Here is a 22,623-nt window from a genome sequence, read left to right on the forward strand (position 1 = left end):
GGGCTAGAGGAATGGGGATGGGACCTGATGCGCTCTCTTGACCGGATCGAAACCGCGCTGGACCTGGAGTCCGTGCCCTACCTGCGGGATCTGGCGCTGGCGGGGGTCCCGGTCGTGCCGTCGGCGGTGGTGCTGGAAATCGCCAGCGCGACCGCGGCGATCGCCGAGCAGGGTGAGGCGATGGTGGACGTGCGCCTACCCGGACCGCTGGTGCACACCGAAGCGCACACCGTCGAGCTGGTGGCCGACCTGTACCAGAACTCGGCCGGCGCCTACGGCGTGCGCATCCACCGCACCGACTGGGCGCGTACCGTGCACGTGGAAGCGCAGTTCGCGCCCGGCAGCAGCGCCGAGAAAACCGCCGACCCGATTCCACTTTCCGACATCCGGCGCCGGTGCGTGCAGCCCGTTTCGCGTGACGAGTTCTACGCCGATCTCGCCGCGCTCGGCCTTTCCTGCGGGCCCGCACTCGGCTGTGTGGAAACGGCCTGGCGCGGCAACCAGGAAATGCTGGGGGCCGTCCGATCCGCTTGTTCCGACGCCGAATCCGAGCTTTACCGTTTACACCCTGTCATGCTGGAAGCGGCGCTGCAACCGGCGTTCGCGCTTCTCACTCCTTGGACAGGGGCGGGCTGGTACGTCGGCGGAATCGACCGGTTCGAGATCCACCGCGAGGGCGCGCGGGTGGCGTGGACGCACGTGGTGCGCACGGACACCGGCGAAAGCCTGCCCGGCATGGCCACCTTCCACATCGGCCTGCTCGACGCGGACGGTTATGTGGTGGCCGAGTTGACCGGCGTCCGGATGAAGGTGTTCGGTGCGGAGGACCTGCGCCCGCCACGAATGGAACCGCCGTCCGGTGCCGAGATCCGCGAAATGGACGCACAGGGCCAGCGCGACACCATCCGGCTGGCGCTGCACCGCTGGCTTGCCCAGGTGATGCGGATCGAGACCGACGCACTGGACACGAGCCGGGCACTGCGGTCCTACGGCATCGACTCGTTCATGGGAATGGAGCTGAAAGCGCTCCTGCAACGGCACTGGGAAATCGATATTCCGCTGACGCTGGTTTTTGACGGGCGTAGCGTGGACACGCTCACCGACGATGTCGTCCAGCGCTTCTCGGAACGGCACGCGAACGGCATTCCGCGCCGGGAACGGGACGCGGACGAGATTTCCCGGCCGTCCCGCGGGCAGGAAGCGCTCTGGTCCATTCACCGGTTCGCCGCCGAATCGGGCGCCTACCACGTGGCGACCGCGCTTCGAGTGTTGTCCCCTTTGGACACCGGCAAGCTGGAGGACGCCTGGCGGAAGGTGGTTGCCCGGCACGGACTGCTGGGCGCCACCTTCGGTGAGGACGAGCAGGGCCCGTTCTACCGGCCGGGCTCGGCGATCGACTTCGCCTGCGTCGACGCACGTGACGCCGACGACTTCGAACGGGTGCTCGCCGACGAAGCCGACCGCCCGTTTGTGCTGGAACAGAACGTGCCCGTGCGGCTGCGGGTCTACCAGCGTGCGGACGGTGAGTCGGTGCTGCTGCTCTGCGCGCACCACATCGTGGTCGACATGTGGTCCTGCGTGGTGCTCCTGGAGGACCTGGCACTGGCCTACGGCGACGGGGCCGAGCTGCCACCGCCGGCCGTCGAGTACGCCGACTTCGTGGACTGGCAACGGGAACTGTTGACCGGCGCCGAGGGTGATCGGCTGTGGGACTACTGGCGCGAGCAGCTGTCCGGCGAGCTGCCGGTGCTCGCGCTGCCCGGTGACCGGCCACGTCCGGCGGTGCAGACCTTCCGCGGGGCCAGCCGGGTGTTCGGCGTCGGCCGCGAGCTGACCGAACGGCTGAAGGACCTCGGTGTCCGTTGTGGAGTGACACCGTTCGTGGTGCTGCTGTCGGCGTACCAGCTGCTGCTGCATCGGGAAACCGGGCAGGAGCGCGTGGTGGTCGGCTCGCCGATCTCCGGCCGTGGCCGGAGCGAGCTGGAGCGGACCGTCGGTTACTTCGTGAACCCGGTCCCGCTGATCGCCGACTTCACCCCGGAGATGTCGTTCCAGGACACCTTGCGGCAGGTGCAGGAAGTGGTGCTCGGGGCGTTCGAGCACGAGGACTTTCCGATGGCGGAGATGGTCGAGCGGCTGGCGCCGGAGCGGGATTCCTCGTATTCGCCGCTGTACCAGACGATGTTCGTGATGCAGCGGTCGCAGGCGTTCGACCAGGAAGGACTCGCGCCGCTGGCGGTCGGCGCCGGCAACCGGCTCCAGGTCGGCGAGAGCGAAGCGATCGAGCTGCACTCGCTGGTGGTCGAGCCGGTGACGGTGCCGCGCAACTGGTCCATGTTCGACCTGACCTGGATGGTCGCCGAATCGGACGACGGTTACCTGGTTTCGGTCGACTACAACGCGGACCTGTTCGACGAGAGCACGGTCGACCGGTTCCTGGAGCACTTCCGCGTACTGCTGGACGGCGTGGCTGGCGCGCCGGAGCGGAGCGTGGCGCGCGTCCCGCTGCTGTCCGCTGCCGAGCGGAACCGGCTGCTCCACGAGTGGAACGACACCAACGAGGACTTCGGTGACGCGGCCGCGGGTTGTGTGCACGAGGGCGTGTGGGCGGCCGGCGCGTGCTTCCCGGACGCCACCGCGGTCATCGCGCACGACGGTTCGGTGACCTACCGCGAGCTGCTGGCGCGGGCGTCGCGGATTGCCTGGTGGCTCCGGGAGCAGGACGCCCGCCCGAACCAGCTGGTCGGCGTGTGCCTGGAGAAGTGCACCGACCAGATCGCCGCGGTGCTGGGTGTGGTTGCCTCGGGCGCGGCCTACCTGCCGCTCGATCCGGGCCTGCCGCGGGCGCGGCTCGCCGAGCTGATCGAACTCGGCGAGGTGAGCGAGGTGCTGACGCGCTCCGGCATCGACCTGCCCGGGCAGGTCACGCGGCTCGATCTGGACGCCGCCGACCTGAGTGCGTACCCGGCGGAGATGCCGGATGTGGTCCAGGCACCGACCGACCTCGCGTACGTGATCTTCACGTCGGGGTCCACCGGCGTGCCGAAGGGCGTGATGATCGACCACCTCGGTGTGCTGAACACGGTGGTGGACATCAACCGCCGGTTCGACGTGGTGCCGGAGGACCGGGTGCTCGGGCTGGCGTCGCTGAGCTTCGACCTGTCGGTGTACGACATCTTCGGCCCGCTGGCGGTGGGCGCGGGGCTGGTGCTTCCGGCGCCGGACGGCGTGAAGGACCCGTCGCACTGGGTCGAGCTGATCGACCGGCATGAGGTGACCGTCTGGGATTCCGTGCCGATGCTGCTGCAACTGCTGGCCGAAGCCCCGGAAGCGAGTGCGCAAACGCTTGCTTCCCTGCGGGTCGGCCTGCTTTCGGGTGACTGGATTCCGGTGTCGCTGCCCGAGAAGGTGTGGGCGCTCAATCCGGAGATGAAGCTCTACAGCGGAGGTGGCGCCACCGAGGCGTCCATCTGGTCGATCACCTATCCGATCACCGAGGTGGACCCGGGCTGGACGAGCATTCCCTACGGCCGCCCGCTGTCGAACCAGCGCTTCTACGTCCTCAACCGCGCGCAGGAACCGTGTCCCGTCGGTGTGGCCGGGGAACTGTGCATCGGCGGCATCGGGGTCGCTCGTGGGTACTGGCGTGACGAAGAACGAACCAACGCGAGCTTCCTTCCCGATCCGTTCTCCGATGACCCGCGTGCGTTGCTGTACCGGACCGGTGACCTGGGGCGTTGGCGTGCGGACGGCGTGATCGAGTTCCTGGGGCGGGTGGACCACCAGGTGAAGATCCGCGGTTTCCGGGTCGAACTGGGTGAGATCGATTCGGTGTTGTCGGCGCATCCCGAGGTGGCCGAGTCGGTGACGGTGGTGCACCAGGAGGGCGTGAACCGGCGGCTGGCGTCCTATGTGGTCTCCGAAGCGGACCCGGCCGAACTGCGTGATTGGGTGCGTTCGCGGCTGCCCGAGTACATGGTCCCGGCCGGGGTCACCCTGCTCGACCGGCTGCCGTTGTCGTCGAACGGCAAGGTGGACCGGGGTGCGTTGCCGGAGCCGGTGTGGCAGTCCGACGACGAGTTCGTCGAGGCGCGGTCCGAGCGGGAACGCGTGCTCGCCCGCATCTGGGCCGACGTGCTGGGTGTCGAACGCGTCGGGGTGCGGGACAACTTCTTCTCGCTCGGCGGTGATTCGATCCTGTCGATCCAGATGGTGTCGCGCGCGGCCCAGCACGGCATTCACCTGACTCCGGCGCAGGTGTTCCGTGAGCAGACCGTGGCGCGGCTGGCCGAGGTCGCCGGTGAGGGGCCGGTGGTGGTCGCCGAGCAGGGACCGGTGGTCGGACCGGTCGAGCTGGGGCCGGTGCAGCGCTGGTTCTTCGGCCTCGACCTGGCCAACCGCAACCGCTGGAACCAGAGCGTGGTGCTCGAAGCCGACGTCGAACTGGACGCCGAGCGCGTGGCGCGGGCGCTGGAGGCGGTGCTCGACCGGCACGACGTGCTGCGCTCCCGCTTCACCCGCGAACACGGCGAGTGGCGGCAGGAGCAGCTGGCCGAGGCCGCCGCGGTGGTGGTCACCGGTGACGCCAACGCCGGGCTGGACCTCGAGCGCGGGCCGCTGCTCCAGGCCGCCATCCACGGCAACACGCTCACGCTGGCCTGCCACCACCTGGTGATCGACGCGGTGAGCTGGCGCTTTGTGCTGGAGGACTTCGAGCGCGCCTATCTCGGCGAGGGCGAGCCGCCCGCGAAGACCACGTCGTTCGCGGAATGGACCTCGCGGCTGGCCGGCTACGACGCGAGTGACCAGCTCGGATACTGGCGCGAAGTGGCGAGCACGGTCGAACCGCTGCCCGCCGACCACACCGGCGAGGACACGCACGCCACGGCCGTCACCCGGCGGGTCCTGCTCCCGGCCGCGCCGTTGCTGGCGGCGGGCCGCCGGACGAAGGCCCGGCCGGACGAACTCGTGCTGACCGCCTGGGCGCGGGCCCTCACCGAGTGGACCGGCCGCGACGGCGTGACGATCGACGTCGAAGCCCACGGACGTGAGGCGTTGTTCGACGAGATCGACCTGTCCCGGACCGCGGGCTGGTTCACCGCGATCCGGGCGGTGCACCTGCCGGTCGGTGGCACCGGTGAGATCGGCGCGCTGCGCGAGGTGAAGCGGTCGCTGCGGTCGGCGCCGGACCAGGGCATCGGTTACGGCCTGCTGCGGGAGCAGCTCGGCTTCCCGGACGCGCCGGTGCTGTTCAACTACCTGGGCCAGATCGACCAGGCGGGCGCGGTGTTCACCCTGCGCTACGACGGCAACGACGCCGGGTACGCGCCGGAAAACCGCCGCCACCACACCTTCGAGATCAATGCCGGGCTGTACCACGACCAGCTGCTGATCGACTTCACCTACTCGTCGGCACGGCACGCCGAGACCACAGTGGACCGGCTGCTGGACGACGTCCAGCGTCAGCTCGCCGCGCTGGCGGAAGCCGACCGGGGCGCCTACATCCCGGAGGACTTCCCGCTCACGCGCGTCACCGACGCCGAGCTGGACCGGATCGCGACCCGCTCGATCGATGACCTGTACCCGGCGACCCCGATGCAGCAGGGCCTGTTGTTCCACACGCTCTCCGCGCCCGACTCCGGTGTCTACATCGAACAGATCCGGCTGCGGCTCTCCGGTGAGCTGCGAGTGTCCACTTTGTGCGACGCGTGGGAGCAGACCGTGCGGCGGCATCCGGCCCTGCGGACCGCGCTCGCCTGGCAGGATCTCGCGACGCCGTACCAGGTGGTGCACTCCGAGGTCGCGGCACCGATCGTCATCGAGGAACAGGCCGACCTCGAGGAACTCCTGCGTGAGGACCGCACGGCCGGATTCTCGCTGTCCGAAGCCCCGCTGATGCGCCTGCACCTGGTTCGTGCGGACGCCGAGAGCTGGGATCTCGTCTGGTCGCACCACCACGTGGTGCTGGACGGCTGGAGCGCGGCGCTGGTGCTGGAGGACTTCTTCACCGTCTACCGCGCGCTGGTGGCGGGCGAGGAACCACCGCCGGTGAGCGCGCCGCCGTACCGCGACTACGTGGAATGGCTCGAAGCGCAGGACCTCGGCGCGGCCGAAGAGTACTGGCGGACCCATCTGGCCGGGTTCACCGAGCCGACCCGGCTGGGCATCGAGCAGGTCGTCGCCTCGACGGCACGCCGCCCGGAAGCCGCCGAGTCCACTGTGGAGCTGCCGGAGGAGCTGTCGGACCGCGCCCGCGAATTCGCCCGTGCGCACGGGCTCACCCTGAACACGGTGCTGATGGGTGCGTGGTCGCTGCTGCTGTCGCGGTACTCCGGCCAGCGGGACCTGGTCTTCGGCGTGACCTCCGCCGGCCGCCCGGCCGAAGTGTCCGAAGTGGAGCGCATGGTCGGCCTGTTCATCAACACGCTCCCGGCACGCGTGGGAGTGCCCGCCGAGCAGCGCGTCGCCGACTGGCTGCGTGACCTGCAGCGCGTCGAAACCGAACGCCGCCGGTACGAGAACACACCGCTGACCAAGGCACACGAGTGGAGCGACGTCGCGGGCGGCACGCCGCTGTTCGACCACATCTTCGTGGTGGAGAACTACCTGCTCGACGAGTCGGTGTTCCAGGTCGACGAGGCACTGCGGGTGTCGGACTACCGCTCCTACGAGCAGACCAACTACCTGCTCGCGCTGGTGGTCGAGCCACTGGACCGGCTGACCCTGCGCACGCGGCACGACCCCGACCGGCTCACCGCCGACACGGTAGAGCGCCTGCTGGGCCACTTCGAGGTCCTGCTGGACGGGGTGATCTCCGCGCCGGAGCGGCCGGTCGGCGAGGTGCCGCTGCTCAGCGACGCCGAGCGGGATCGGCTGGTGCACGAGTGGAATGACACCGACGAGGACTTCGGTGACGCGGCCGCGGGTTGTGTGCACGAGGGTGTGTGGGCGGCTGGTGCGCGGTATCCGGAGGCGGCGGCGGTCATCGCGCACGACGGGGTGCTGACCTACGGCGAGTTGCTGGCGCGGGCGTCGCGGATCGGCTGGTGGTTGCGGGAGCAGGGTGCGCGGCCGAACGAGCTGGTCGGGATCTGCCTGCCGAAGGGCGTGGAGCAGGTCGCGGCCGTGCTCGGTGTGGTGGCATCCGGGGCCGCGTATCTGCCGTTGGACCCGGGCTTGCCGTTGGCGCGGCTGGCGGAGTTGATCGAGCTCGGTGGCGTCACGCGGGTGCTGACCGGCTCGGCCGTCGAGTTGCCGCCGGGTGTGACGCGGCTGGATCTGGACGTGGAGAAGCTGGCGGCCTATCCGGCGGAAATGCCGGACGTGGTGCAGTCGCCCACTGATCTGGCGTACGTGATTTTCACGTCGGGTTCGACGGGTGTGCCGAAGGGCGTGATGATCGACCACCTCGGCGTGCTGAACACGGTCGTGGACATCAACCGCCGGTTCGAGGTGGTTCCGGAGGACCGCGTTCTCGGCTTGGCTTCGCTGAGTTTCGACCTGTCGGTGTATGACATTTTCGGTCCGCTGGCGGTGGGTGCGGCGTTGGTGCTTCCCGCGCCGGAGGGGGTCAAGGATCCGTCGCACTGGGTGGAGTTGATCGAGCGGTACCGGGTGACGGTCTGGGATTCGGTGCCGATGTTGTTGCAGTTGCTGGTGGAGGCGCCGGAGGCGAGTGCGGCGAGGCTGGCGTCGTTGCGGGTCGGGTTGTTGTCGGGTGACTGGATTCCGGTGTCGTTGCCGGAGAAGGTGTGGGCGCTCAATCCGGCGATGAAGTTGTACAGCGGTGGTGGTGCTACTGAGGCGTCGATCTGGTCGATCAGTTATCCGATCACCGAGGTCGATCCGGATTGGACGAGTATTCCGTATGGGCGGCCGTTGTCGAATCAGCGGTTTTATGTGTTGAACGAGGCGCAGCAGTTGTGCCCGATCGGTGTCGCCGGGGAACTCTGCATTGGCGGGATCGGGGTCGCTCGCGGTTATTGGGGTGATGAGGAGCGGACCAACGCGAGCTTCCTGCCGGATCCGTTCTCCGATGACCCGCGTGCGTTGCTGTATCGCACCGGTGACTTGGGGCGTTGGCGTGCGGATGGGGTGATCGAGTTCCTGGGGCGGGTGGATCACCAGGTGAAGATCCGCGGTTTCCGGGTGGAACTGGGTGAGATCGATTCGGTGTTGTCGGCGCATCCCGAGGTGGCCGAGTCGGTGACGGTGGTGCACCAGGAGGGCGTGAACCGGCGGCTGGCGTCCTATGTGGTCGCCGAAACCGCCGACGTCGCCGCGTTGCAGGAGTGGGTGCGCGACCGGCTGCCGGAGTACATGGTCCCGGCGGGCATCACCGTGCTGGACCGGCTGCCGTTGTCATCGAACGGCAAGGTGGACCGGGGTGCGTTGCCGGAGCCGGTGTGGCAGTCCGACGGCGAGTTCGTCGAGGCGCGGTCGGCCACCGAGAAGGTGCTGGCCGGGGTGTGGGCCGAGGTGCTGGGTGTGGAACGCGTTGGCGTGCACGACAACTTCTTCACGCTCGGCGGCGATTCGATCCTGTCCATTCAGATGGTGTCGCGGGCCGCCCAGCACGGCATTCACCTGACGCCCGCGCAGGTGTTCCGCGAGCAGACCGTGGCCCGGCTGGCCGAGATGGTCGGGGAGAAGCGCGCGGGCATCCGGCGACGTGAGCGGGGTGCCGTCTCGCGGCTGTCCCGTGGCCAGGAAGCGCTCTGGTCCATTTATCGATTCGCCGACGAATCGGGCGCCTACCACGTCGCGACCGCGATGCGAGTGCTGTCCCCATTGGACACCGGCAAGCTGGGTGCCGCCTGGCAGACGGTGGTTTCCCGGCACAGCCTGCTCGGCGCGGTGTTCGGAGAGGACGAGCAGGGCCCGTTCTACCGGATCGATCCCGGTGCGGTGGCCGACTTCGAGGTGGTGGACGCCCGCGCGGTGGCCGATCTCGACGGCCTGGTCGCGGACGAGGCCGACCGCCCGTTCGCGCTCGGCGACGGCGCGCCGGTCCGCCTGCGGGTGTTCGAACGCGACGGCGAGTCCGTGTTGCTGATCTGCGCACACCACATCGTGGTCGACCTCTGGTCGTGCGTGGTGCTGCTGGAGGAACTGGCGCTCGAGTACCGGGGCGAGGCCTCGATGCCGCCCCCGGCCGTCGAGTACGCCGACTTCGTGGACTGGCAACGGGAACTGCTGGCCGGCGCCGACGGCGACCGGTTGTGGGACTACTGGCGCGAGCGGCTGGACGGCGAGCTGCCGGTGCTCGCGCTGCCCGCCGACCGCCCGCGCCCGGCCGTGCAGTCGTTCCGCGGTGCCAACCGCGTGTTCCACGTCGGCACGGAGATCTCGGACGGCCTCAAGGAACTCGGTGCCCGGCTCGGCGTGACCCCGTTCGTGGTGCTGCTCGCGGCGTACCAGCTGTTCCTGCACCGCGAGACCGGGCAGAACCGGATCGTGGTCGGCTCGCCGACGGCGGGACGCGGGCAGCCGGAGATCGACAACGTGGTCGGGTACTTCATCAACCCGCTGCCGATGGTCACCGACTTCACTCCTGACATGTCCTTTGAGGACACCTTGCGGCAGGTCCAGGATGTTGTGCTCGGGGCGTTCGAGCACGAGGACTTTCCGATGGCGGAGATGGTCGAGCGGCTGGCGCCGGAGCGGGATTCGTCGTATTCGCCGCTGTACCAGACGATGTTCGTGATGCAACGGACGCAGGCCTTCGACAACGAGGGCATGGCGCCGCTCGCCGTCGGTGCCGGGAACCGGCTCCAGGTGGGCGAAGGCGAGGCGATCGAGCTGCACTCGCTGGTGGTCGAGCCCGCCACGGTGCGGCGCCGGTGGTCGATGTTCGACCTGACCTGGATGGTCGCCGAGTCGGACGACGGCTTCCTGGTTTCGGTGGACTACAACACGGATCTGTTCGACGAGAGCACGGTCGACCGGTTCCTGGAGCACTTCCGCGTGCTGCTGGACGGTGTGGTCGCGGCCCCGGAACGGGTGGTCGGCGAGGTGCCGTTGCTGACCGACGCCGAGCGCAACCTCTTGGTCTGCGAATGGAATGACACCGACGAGGACTTCGGTGACGCGGCCGCGGGTTGTGTGCACGAGGGTGTGTGGGCGGCCGGTGCGCGGTATCCGGAGGCGACCGCCCTCATCGCACACGACGGCGTGCTGACCTACCGGGAACTGCTGGCGCGGGCGTCGCGGATCGGCTGGTGGTTGCGGGAACAGGGCGCCCGGCCGAACGAGCTGGTCGGGATCTGCCTGCCGAAGGGCGTGAACCAGGTTGCCGCGGTGCTCGGTGTGGTTGCCTCGGGCGCGGCCTACCTGCCGCTCGATCCGGGTCTGCCGCACGCGCGCCTGGCCGAGTTGATCGAGCTGGGCGAGGTCAGGCACGTGCTCACGGCGTCCGATGTGGACCTTCCGGAGGTGGGCACCCGGCTCGATCTGGATCTTGACGAGCTGACCGGATTCTCGTCCGAGATGCCGGAGGTGGTGCAGTCGCCGACCGACCTGGCGTACGTGATCTTCACGTCGGGTTCGACGGGTGTGCCGAAGGGCGTGATGATCGACCACCTCGGTGTGCTGAACACGGTCGTGGACATCAACCGCCGGTTCGAGGTCACCCACGAGGACCGGGTGCTGGGGCTCGCGTCGCTGAGCTTCGACCTGTCGGTGTACGACATCTTCGGCCCGCTGGCCGTGGGCGCGGCCCTGGTGCTTCCGGCACCGGACGGAGTGAAGGATCCGTCGCATTGGGTCGAGTTGGTTGACCGGCACGAGGTGACGGTCTGGGATTCGGTGCCGATGCTGCTGCAGTTGCTGGTGGAGGCACCGGAGGCCAACGCGGCGACGCTGGCGTCGTTGCGGGTCGGGTTGCTTTCGGGTGACTGGATTCCGGTGTCGTTGCCGGAGAAGGTGTGGGCGTTCAACCCGGAAATGAAGTTGTACAGCGGTGGTGGTGCTACTGAGGCGTCGATCTGGTCGATCAGTTATCCGATCACCGAGGTCGATCCGGATTGGACGAGCATTCCGTATGGGCGGCCGTTGTCCAACCAGCGGTTCTACGTATTGAACGAGGCGCAGCAGTTGTGCCCGATCGGTGTGGCCGGGGAGCTGTGCATTGGCGGGATCGGGGTTGCCCGTGGTTATTGGGGTGATGAGGAGCGGACCAGCGCGAGCTTCCTGCCGGACCCGTTCTCCGACGACCCGCGCGCTCTGCTCTACCGGACCGGTGACCTGGGGCGTTGGCGCGCCGATGGGGTGATCGAGTTCCTCGGGCGGGTGGACCACCAGGTGAAGATCCGCGGCTTCCGCGTCGAACTCGGCGAGATCGACGCCGCGCTCACCGCGCATCCCGAGGTCACCGATTCGGTGACCGTGGTCCACAGTGGAGGCAGCGGACGGCGGCTGGCGTCCTATGCGGTCACCGGAGCCGACCCCGCCGAACTGCGGGGCTGGGTCCGCGACCGGCTGCCGGAATACATGGTCCCGGCCGGGATCACCGTGCTCGACCGGCTGCCGTTGTCCTCGAACGGCAAGGTGGACCGGGGTGCCTTGCCCGAGCCGATGTGGCAGGCCGCCGACGAGTTCGTCGAGGCGCGATCCGACCAGGAACGGGTGCTCGCCGAGATCTGGGCGGACGTGCTCGGCGTGGAAGAGGTCGGCGTGCTGGACAACTTCTTCGCGCTCGGCGGCGACTCGATCCTGTCCATTCAGATGGTGTCGCGCGCTGCCCAGCACGGCATTCACCTGACGCCCGCGCAGGTGTTCCGCGAGCAGACCGTGGCGCGCCTGGTCGAGGTGGCCGGCCAGGGGCCGGTGGTGGTCGCGGAGCAGGGACCGGTGGTCGGGCCGGTCGAGCTGGGACCGGTGCAGCGCTGGTTCTTCGGGCTCGGGCTGGAGAACCCGGATCACTGGAACCAGGGCGTGGTGCTGGAATCGAGCGTCGAACTGGACCCGGACCGGGTCGCCAAGGCGCTCGGCACCGTGCTCGCCCATCACGACGTGCTCCGGTCGCGGTTCACGCCGGAGGGCGCGCACCAGGTCGGCGCCGACGAGATCTCGGTGCCCGTGGTGGTGAGCGACGACCCGGTCCCGGCGGCACACACCGGACTCGACATCGAGCACGGGCCGCTGGTGAAGGCGGCCATCCACGGCACTATGCTGGTGATCGCCTGCCACCACCTGGTGATCGACGCGGTGAGCTGGCGGTTCCTCGTGGAGGACTTCGAGCGCGCCTACCTCGACCAGGGTGATCTGCCGCCGAAGACCACGTCGTTCGCGGAGTGGACCTCGCGGCTGCGCGACCACGACGTGAGCGACCAGGCCGAGTACTGGCGCGGGGTGGCGAGCACGATCACACCGCTGCCGGTGGATCGCGCGGGGCAGGACGTGCACGGCAGCGCGGTCACCCGCCGCCTGGTCCTGCCCGCGGAAATCACCGCGGAACTGGTGGAGAACGCCCGCCGCGCCAAGGCTCGCACCGACGAACTCGTGCTCACCGCCTGCGCGCTGGGCCTCGCCGACTGGAGCGACCGCGCCGGGATCACCATCGACGTCGAGGGCCACGGCCGCGAGCCGTTGTTCGAAGACGTCGACCTGTCGCGGACCGCGGGCTGGTTCACCGTGATCCGCCCGGTGCACCTGCCGGTGGGTGGCGCGGAGGCGACCGAGGCCGTCCGGGTGGTGAAGCAGGCGCTGCGGGAGGCGCCGGACAACGGCATCGGCTACGGCCTGCTGCGCGAGCGGCTGGACCTGCCGGACGCGCCGGTGCTGTTCAACTACCTCGGGCAGCTGGACGAGTCCGCCACCGGCGACTCGGCGTTCCGCCTGCTGCTGGACAACCCCACCTGGGCGAGTGCCGCGCAGGCGCCGGAGAACACCCGCCACCACACGCTGGAGATCAACGCGGGCATCCACCACACCGAACTGGTGCTCGACCTGACCTACTCGACCGGGCGGCACAGCGACACCACCGCCGTCGAACTGCTCGACGGCATCCGGCGGCGGCTGGAGGTGCTGGCCGGGCACGCCGACGCGGCCGCGCACACCAGCGACTTCCCGCTCGCCGGGCTGAGCCAGCAGGCGCTCGAACACCTCATGGCCAAGATGGAAGGAAACGCCGGTGCCTAGGACCATCAAGGACATCTACCCGCTTTCCCCGGTCCAGCAGGGCCTGCTGTTCCACACGCTGTCGGCGCCGGATTCGGGTGTCTACTTCGAACAGTTCAGCGTCCGGCTGGAGGGCGAGCTGGACGCGGCCGCCTTCCGCGGCGCGTGGGAACGGCTGGTGCACCGGCACGACGTGCTGCGCGCGGCCGTGCAGTGGGAGGGCCTGGACACCCCGGTGATGGTGGTGTTCGACCGGATCGAGCTGCCGTGGTCCGAAGAGGACTGGCGTGGGCTGGACGAAGCCGAGCAGGCCGCGAAGCTGGCGGAAACCCTGGCCGCGGACCGGGTCGAAGGCTTCGACCTCGGCCGGGCGCCGCTGCTGCGGGTCGGGTTGTTCCGGCTGGCCGACAACGCGTGGCAGGTGGTCTGGAACTACCACCACCTGCTGCTCGACGGCTGGAGTTCGGCGGCCGTGCTGCGTGAGCTGTTCCTGAGCTACGTGGCGCTGCGCGCGGGCGAGGAACCGAAGCTGCCGCCCGTGCGGCAGTACCGCGACTACATCGGCTGGTTGCAGCAGCAGGATCTTGGTGCGGCGGAACGGTTCTGGCGTGAGCTGCTGGACGGGGTGACCGAGCCGACCGTGCTGGGCATCGACCGGACGGCCGACGGCTTCCGCGGTGACGACGACTACGACCGGCGTGAGCTGGTGCTTCCGGCCGAGCTGGCCACTCGGTTGGAGGAGGTCGCCCGGCAGCGGCGGCTGACGGTGAACACGGTGTTCCAGGCCGCGTGGTCGCTGCTGCTTTCGCGGTACTCCGGCAGCGACGACGTGGTGTTCGGCGTGACCTCGTCCGGGCGGCCGGTGGAACTGCCCGGTGTCGAGCAGATCGCGGGCATGTTCATCAACACGCTGCCCGCCAGGGTCCGGATCCCCGGCGACCGCACGCTCGCCGGCTGGCTGCCGGAGTTCCAGCGCGCGGAAACCGAACGGCGGCAGTTCGAGTTCAGCCCGCTGGCGAAGGTGCAGGAGTGGAGCGAGGTGCCCCCGGGCGCGACGCTGTTCGACAGCATCCTGGTCTTCGAGAACTACCCGACGGACTTCTCGGTGCTCGACGACGTGCGCGACCTGCGGGTCACCGAGCTTTTTGGCATCGAGCAGACTAACTACCCGCTGACCCTGCTCATCGAGCTCGGTGCGCAGACCAAGCTCAAGGTGTGGTTCGACACCACGCGGATCGACGCCGACGTCGCCGAACGCCTGCTCGGGCACCTGTGCACGCTGATCGAGGAACTGATCGGGGACCCGGGCCGCCGCGTTGCCGAGATCGGCCTGCTCACCGAGCCCGAGCGGCAGCAACTCGATGACTGGGCCGACACCGGCGTGGACTTCGGCGCGCCCGAGTGCCTGCACGAACTCGTCGCGCGCCAGGCCGCGAAGACGCCGGACGCCATCGCGGTCCGGTGCGAAGGCGTCGAGCTGACCTACGCCGAACTCGACGGCCGCGCCAACCAGCTCGCGCACCACCTGATCGAGCGGGGCGTGACCGCGGACCGGGTGGTCGGCCTGTGCCTGCACCGCTCGGCCGAGCTGGTGGTCGCGATGCTCGGGGTGCTCAAGGCAGGCGGCGCGTACCTCCCGCTCGACCCCGATCACCCGGCGGACCGGCTGGAGTTCATGCTCCGCGACACCGACGCGGTGCTCGTGCTGACCCAGGACCACCTGCGGGCGGGGCTGCCGGACGGCGTGCCGGTGCTGAGCATGGACCGCGAGTGGCACGGTTCGATGGCCGCGCCCGATCGGCCGGTGCAACCGACCGATCTCGCCTACGTCATGTACACCTCGGGGTCCACCGGCAATCCCAAGGGCGTGATGGTCGAGCACGCCGGCGTGTGGAACCGGCTCCGCTGGGGCCAGCACCACTACCGGCTGGACGCTTCGGCGGTGGTGCTGCAGAAGACGCCGTACACCTTCGACGTTTCGGTGTGGGAGTTCTTCTGGCCGCTGATGGTCGGCGCGCGGCTGGTGCTCGCGCGGCCGGAAGGGCACAAGGACCCGGACTACCTGGTGCGGCTGGTCCGCGAAGAAGGCGTGACCGTGCTGCACTTCGTGCCGTCGATGCTGCGGTACTTCCTGGCCGCGGACGGGGTTTCGGCGCTGCCGTCGGTCCAGCGGGTGTTCTGCAGCGGGGAGGCGCTGACGGCCGACCTGCGGGACCGCTTCTTCGAGGTGTTCGACATCTCCGGCGCCGAGCTGCACAACCTGTTCGGCCCCACCGAAGCCTCGATCGAGGTCACCTACTGGCAGTGCCTTCCGGAGCACGCGGGTGAGCCGCTGGTGCCGATCGGGCGCCCGATCGCGAACGTCTTCTGCCGCATTCTCGACCAGGCCGGGCAGCAGGTGCCGGTGGGCGTGCCGGGGGAGCTGTGCCTCGGCGGGATCGCGGTCGCCCGCGGCTACCTCGGCCGTGCCGACCTGACCCGCGAGAAGTTCATCGACGACCCGTTCGCCGACGGCAGGTTGTACCGCACCGGTGACCTGGCGCGCTGGCGTGCCGACGGGGTGATCGAGTTCCTCGGCCGCAACGACGACCAGGTCAAGATCCGCGGCCAGCGCGTCGAACCCGGCGAGATCGAGTCGGTGATCCTGACGCACCCGGCCGTGCACGAGGCCGCGGTCACCGTGCACGAGGTCGAGGGGCAGCAGCAACTCGCCGCGTACGTCGTGCCCGCGGTCGACGCCGACGAGATCCGCGACTGGGTGCGGCAGCGGCTGCCCGAGTACATGGTGCCGGCCGGGGTCATCGTGCTCGAGCATCTTCCGTTGTCCTCCAACGGGAAGCTCAACCGCGCGGCGCTGCCGGAGCCGGTCTGGCAGGGCGGTGCGGAGTTCGTCCCGGCCCGGTCCTCGCTGGAACAGCGGCTGGCGGCGATCTGGGCCGAGGTGCTCGGCGTGGAACGCGTCGGCGTGCTGGACAACTTCTTCGCGCTCGGCGGCGACTCGATCTTGTCCATCCAGATGGTGTCGCGGGCCGCCCAGGCCGGAATCCACCTGACGCCCGCGCAGGTGTTCCGCGAGCAGACCGTGGCGCGGCTGGTCGAGGTCGCCGGGCACGGGCCCGCGGTGCTCGCGCCGCAGGAACCGGTGACCGGGCCGGTCGAGCTGGGCCCGGTGCAGCGCTGGTTCTTCGACCTGGACCTGCCGGTGCGTGACCAGTGGAACCAGGGCATCACCCTGGTCGCGGACAGCGAATTCGACCCGGACCGCGTGCGTGCCGCGCTCGAACGCGTGCTCGCCCACCACGACGCCCTGCGCACGCGGTTCACGCCGGAGGGCGCGCACCAGGTCGGCGTCGATGAGATCTTGGTTCCGGTGGTGGTGAGCGACGACCCGGTCCGGGCCGCGCACACCGGCTTGGACATCGAGCACGGGCCGTTGCTGAAGGCGGCCGTCCACGGCACCAAGCTGGTGCTGGCCTGCCACCACCTGGTGGTGGACGCGGTGAGCTGGCGGTTCATCGTGGAGGACTTCGAACGCGCCTACCTCGACCGGGGAGAGTTCCCGCCGAAGACCACCGCCTTCGCGCAGTGGACCGAGCGGCTGGCGACCTACGACGTGTCCGCCGAAGAGGGCTACTGGCGTGGGGTGGTCGAGTCGATCACCCCGCTGCCCGCCGACTTCGACGGCCCGGACACCCAGGGAACCGCCGTGACCAGGCGGATTTCGCTGCCCGCCGACGCGACGGGACGACTGGCCGAGACCGCCCGCCGGATGAAGGCGCGGGTGGACGAGCTGGTGCTGACCGCCTGCGCGCAGGGCCTGACCGACTGGACCGGCGATGCCGGGATCACCGTTGATGTCGAGGGCCACGGCCGCGAACCGCTGTTCGACGACATCGACCTCTCGCGCACGGTCGGCTGGTTCACCGCGCTGCGGCCGGTGCACCTGCCCGTCGGCACGGCTCCCGAGGTGGACGCGGTTCGCGCGGTCAAGCAGGCGTTGCGGGAGGCACCGAACGGCGGTATCGGCTACGGCCTGCTGCGCGAGAAGTTCGAGCGAACCCCGGACGTGTTGTTCAACTTCCTCGGGCAGCTGGACGGCGTCGGCGGTGGCGAGTTCACCCTGGCGCTGGACGGTTCCGAAGGCGCGCACGCGGAGGCCAACACCCGGCACCACGCCGTCGAGATCAACGCCGGGATCAGCGAAGGCGCGCTGACCGTGGAGGTGACCTGTCCCGGCACGCGGTACGAGCAGTCCACTGTGGACATCCTGCTGGCCGAGATCCGCGGGCACCTCGACGCGCTGACCGTGGCGGCCGGTGGGTCGGCGGCGCGGGCTTACCTGCCCGGAGACTTCCCGCTCGCCGGGATCGGCGCGGCGGAACTGGCCCGGATCACCGCCACGCACGGCCTGATCGGCGACCTCTACCCGGCCACGACCATGCAGCAGGGCCTGTTGTTCCACACGTTGTCCGCGCCGGAATCGGGTGTCTACTTCGAACAGTTCAGCGTCCGGCTGGAGGGGGAACTCGACCCGGTCGCCTTCCGCGAGTCCTGGCAGCGGCTGGTCGATCGGCATGAGGCACTGCGCTCGGCGGTGGAATGGGAAGGCCTCGACCGGCCGTTGATGGTGGTCTTCGATTCGATCGAGCTGCCGTGGTCCGAAGAGGACTGGCGGGAGCTGGACGAGGCCACGCAGGCCGAACGGCTGCCGGCGTTGCTGGCCGCGCAGCGCGAGGACGGCTTCGAGCTGAACCACGCGCCGCTGGTGCGCGTCGGGTTGTTCCGGCTGGCCGACGAGGCGTGGCAGGTGGTCTGGAACTTCCACCACCTGATCCTGGACGGCTGGAGTTCCGCGGGCGTGCTGCGCGAGCTGTTCGAGATCTACGTGCCGCTGTGCGACGGCCGCGAACCGGCGCTGCCCGTCGTCCGGCAGTACCACGACTACATCGAATGGTTGCAGCAGCAGGACCTCGAAGCCGCCGAACGCTACTGGCGCGGCCTGCTCGCCGGGGTCACCGAGCCGACCGCGCTCGGGGTGGACCGGCCGTCCGGCGGTGAGCGCCGCGACGAGGACTACGACCGGCGCGAGATCGTGCTGCCCGCCGACCTCGGCGCCCGGCTGGAAGAAGTCGCCCGCCGCCGCAGGCTGACGGTGAACACGCTGTTCCAGGCCGCGTGGTCCCTGCTGCTTTCGCGGTACTCCGGCACCGAGGACGTGGTGTTCGGCGTGACTTCCTCCGGCCGCCCGGTCGATCTGGCCGGGGCCGAGCACATCGCCGGGTTGTTCATCAACACCCTGCCCGCGCGCGTGGCCTGCCCCGGCGGGCAGCGGCTCGGCACCTGGCTGAGCGAACTGCAGCAGGCGCAGATCGACCAGCGCCAGTTCGAATTCAGCCCGCTGACCAAGGTGCAGGAGTGGAGCGAGGTGCCCGCCGGGGTGCCGCTGTTCGAGAGCATCCTGGTGTTCGAGAACTACCCGGCCGACTTCTCCGTGCTCGAACGCGTCAGCCGCCTGCGCGTGGCCGATCTGCACAGCATGGAGCAGACCAACTACCCGCTGACCGTGGTGGTCATCCCGGGCCCGGAAACCACGCTGAAGGTCTGGTTCGACCAGACCCGGATCGACGGCGGGGCAGCCGAGCGGCTGCTCGGGCACCTGCGTGGCCTGCTGGAGGAACTCGCGGGCGACGAGGAGCGGGCGGTCGGTGACCTCGGCCTGCTCACCGCGCCGGAGGCGGAGCTGTTCGAGCGGTGGGCCGGCACGGCGGTCGACTTCGGCGAGCCCGAATGCCTGCACCACGTCATCGCGCGGCAGGCCGCCGCCACCCCGGAGGCCGTCGCCGTCCGATGTGGACAGAGTCAGCTCACCTACGCGGAGCTGGACCGCCGGGCGAACCAGCTGGCCCACCACCTGATCGACCGGGGAGTGTCCGCGGACCAGGTGGTCGGTGTGGTCATGCACCGGTCGGTCGAGCTGGTGGTCGCGCTGCTCGGGGTGCTCAAGGCGGGCGGGGCGTACGTGCCGATCGATCCGGACTACCCGGCCGAGCGCGTCGAGTTCCTGGTTCGCGACACCGGCGCGAAGATCCTGCTGACGCAGGAATGCCTGCGTGACGGGCTGCCCGGCGAGGTGCTGGCGCTGGACACCGCCGAACTCGTCGGCCCGGACACCGATCCCGGCGCCGGTGCGCCCGGCGACCTGGCGTACGTCATCTACACCTCCGGGTCCACCGGCAAGCCCAAGGGCGTCATGCTCGAGCACCGCGGAGTGTGGAACCGGCTGCGCTGGATGCAGGCCGAATACCCGATCGACGGAACGGATGTGGTGCTGCAGAAGACGCCGTACACCTTCGACGTTTCGGTGTGGGAGTTCTTCTGGCCGCTGATGACCGGGGCGCGCATGGTGCTGGCGAAGCCGGAGGGCCACCGCGATCCGGACTACCTCACCGGGCTGATCCGCGACGAGGGGGTCACGACCCTCCACTTCGTACCGTCGATGCTGCGGTACTTCCTTGCCGCCGAAGGGGTTTCGGAGTTGCCGTCGATCAAGCGGGTGTTCTCCAGCGGCGAGGCGCTGACCGCGGATCTGCGGGACCAGTTCTTCTCACTGCTCGACGCCGAACTGCACAACCTGTTCGGGCCGACCGAAGCCTCGATCGACGTGACGTACTGGCAGTGCCTGCCCGAGCACCGGGGTGATCCGGTGGTGCCGATCGGGCGGCCGATCGCCAACACCACCTGCCGCATTCTCGACCAGGCCGGGCAGCAGACCCCGATCGGCGTGCCCGGTGAACTGTGCCTCGGCGGGATCGGCCTGGCCAGGGGTTATCTCGGCCGCCCGGAGCTGACCCGCGAGAAGTTCATCGACGACCCGTTCTCCGGCGGCAGGCTCTACCGCACCGGCGACCTCGCGCGCTGGCGCGCCGACGGCGAGATCGAGTTCCTCGGCCGCAACGACGACCAGGTCAAGATCCGCGGCCAGCGCGTCGAACCGGGTGAGATCGAAGCCGTGCTACGGGACGACAACCTGGTCAAGCACGCGGCCGTGGTGGCGGACCAGGGTGTGCTCGCGGCCTTCGTCGAACCCGACTTCAGCGCGGTCACCGACCAGTCGCTGTCCTCGGCGCCGTGGCTGCGGCGGCACGTGGACCAATGGCAGTCGCTGTACGAGCAGATCTACACCGAACCGGTGATCGAGGTCGATGCCGACTTCAACACCGCGGGCTGGCTGTCGAGCTACACCGGGCAGCCCATTCCGACCGGCGAAATGCTGGAATGGCGTGACCGCACGGTGGACCGGATCCTCGGCCTGCAACCGAAGCGGGTGCTGGAGATCGGCTGTGGCACGGGCATCCTGCTCACCCGCATCGCGCCGAAGGTGACCAGTTACCACGGCACCGACATGTCGGCGACGGCCATCGAGTACGTGCGCGGCCGGCTCGCCGAACACGGCGACGAGCACGTGGTGCTGGAGCAGCGCGAGGCGGTCGACTTCACCGGGATCCGGCCGGGCAGCGTGGACGTGGTGGTGCTCAACTCGGTCACCCAGTACTTCCCGGACGCGGCCTACCTGCTGGAGGTCATTCGCGGGGCGATGGACGCGCTGGTGCCCGGCGGCTCGATGTTCGTCGGTGACGTGCGCAACCTGGCGCTGCTGGAAACCCTGCACGCCTCGGTCCAGGTCGCGCAGGCGCCGGGCGACGTGCTCGCGGCGGACGTGGTGCAGCGGGTCCGGCACCTGGCGCGGGTGGAGAACGAGCTGCTGGTCGATCCCGGGTTCTTCACCACGCTGCGGGAGAAGGTGCCCGAGCTGGGCCGGATCGAGGTCAGCCCGAAGGAAGGCGCCTACGACAACGAACTGAGCCGGTTCCGCTACGACGTGGTGCTGGAAAAGGCGGCCAAGCCCCACGTCCAGGTGGACGCGCGCTGGCTGGACTGGGCCCGCGGTGAACTCACCTGGGACGCGGTGGCCACCATGCTCCGCGGTGGGGCCAGGGAGCTGATCGCGCTCGCCCGCGTGCCGAACGCGCGGGTGCGGCGGCACCACGACCGCTGGCAGCGGCTGCAGGCGGCGTCCGGTGACACGACCGTGTCGGAGGCCGTTTCCGGGGCGGAAAGTGACGCCGTCGATCCGGAGAAGCTGCGTGCGCTCGGGCGGTCCTGCGGGTACGAGGTCGAGATCAGCTGGGCTTCGGGTTACCGCGACGGCGCGTTCGACGTCATCCTGCGCAAGGCGGGGCAGCCGCGTGCCGACTTCCGGCCGCCGGGCGAAGGGGAACTGCTCGAACCGGCGAACCTGCCGGTGCGCCAGGAACTCGGCGCCGAACTGCGGGGCCGGTTGCTGGAGAAGCTGGAACGGCAGCTGCCCGCGCACCTGGTGCCGTCCGCACTGACCATTGTGGACACTATGCCGATGACCACCTCCGGCAAGGTCGATCGGAAGGCGCTCCGGGCCGCGCGCAGCGCACACCTGTCCGAAAAGCCTTATGTGGCCCCGCGTGACGCGGTCGAACTCCGGCTGGCACGCACCTGGGAGAAGGTGCTCGACGTCGAACGCGTCGGTGTGCTGGACGACTTCTTCGAGCTGGGCGGCGATTCGCTGGTCGCGATCCGGCTGGCGACCGAGGTCAAGCGCGCCTTCGACGTGGAACTCACGCTCGCCGACCAGCTCGCCGCGCGCACGGTCGAGCAGGAAGCGGAGCTGATCCGCGGTGGCGGGGCGGCCTGGCGGCCGCTGGTGGAGATCACCGCGGGGGAGGGCACGCCGGTGTTCTGCGTGCACCCGGCGGGCGGAAGTGTGCTCTGCTACGGCGAACTGGCCCGGAGGCTCGGCCGGGACCGGCCGTTCTACGGGCTGGCCCCGCTCGGCCTGGAAGAGGGGCAGGAGGCCGACGACAGCATCGGCGTGATGGCCGACCGCTACCTCGCCGAGGTGCGGGCGGTCCGGCCGCACGGGCCGTACCACCTGGCGGGCTGGTCACTCGGCGGCGTGGTCGCGCTGGAAATGGCAGCCCGGCTGGAAGACGCGGGTGACCGCGTCGAGCTGGTCGCCATGATCGACTCGGTGGCACCGGAACTGGTCGACGGCGACGTGGACGACGTCGACGTGATCGCCGAGTTCTTCTCGGACGTGCCACTGGACCTGGACCACCTGCGCTCGCTCGAACCGGACGCGGCCATCGAGGCCGCGATGGCGCAGGCGGCGCGGGTGAACGCCCTACCGTCCGGTTTGGACGCTTCGCGGCTGCTGCGCATGCGTGAAGTCCACCAGCGGCACATCGCGGCGCTGGTTTCCCACCGGGCCGCCCGTTATGCCGGGGACGTGGTGCTGTTCCGCGCCACCGACACCCCGGTCACCCAGCCCGCGTACGGCTGGGAGAACACCGTCAAGGGCAGGCTGGAGATCATCGGCGTGCCCGGCAACCACCAGACCGTGCTGAGCTCACCCGGCGTCGGCCGGATCGCCCGTGAGCTCGGTGCCCGCATCCAGGACTAAGGAGAACT

Annotated in this window: 2 protein-coding genes; both read left to right on the forward strand. The window is 69.6% G+C overall.

All coding sequences use genetic code 11. From position 1 onward, the window contains the following. Window positions 1-27 precede the first annotated feature (27 nt). Window positions 28-13,140, forward strand: a complete 13,113-nt coding sequence (locus tag A4R43_RS39225; RefSeq protein ID WP_113696704.1) for a non-ribosomal peptide synthetase — start codon at window positions 28-30, stop codon at window positions 13,138-13,140. Further along, window positions 13,133-22,615 (forward strand): non-ribosomal peptide synthetase, encoded by a 9,483-nt coding sequence (locus tag A4R43_RS39230; RefSeq protein ID WP_113696705.1) that lies wholly within the window; start codon window positions 13,133-13,135, stop codon window positions 22,613-22,615. The genes A4R43_RS39225 and A4R43_RS39230 overlap by 8 nt, the downstream gene beginning before the upstream one ends. Window positions 22,616-22,623: the final 8 nt, after the last annotated feature.

This window comes from Amycolatopsis albispora (genome assembly GCF_003312875.1).
GTDB lineage: Bacteria > Actinomycetota > Actinomycetes > Mycobacteriales > Pseudonocardiaceae > Amycolatopsis > Amycolatopsis albispora.

Coding starts and splice junctions, on each gene's coding strand:
- A4R43_RS39225 (WP_113696704.1), top strand. CDS start 28: ATGCGCTCTCTTGACCGGATCGAAACCGCGCTGGACCTGGAGTCCGTG.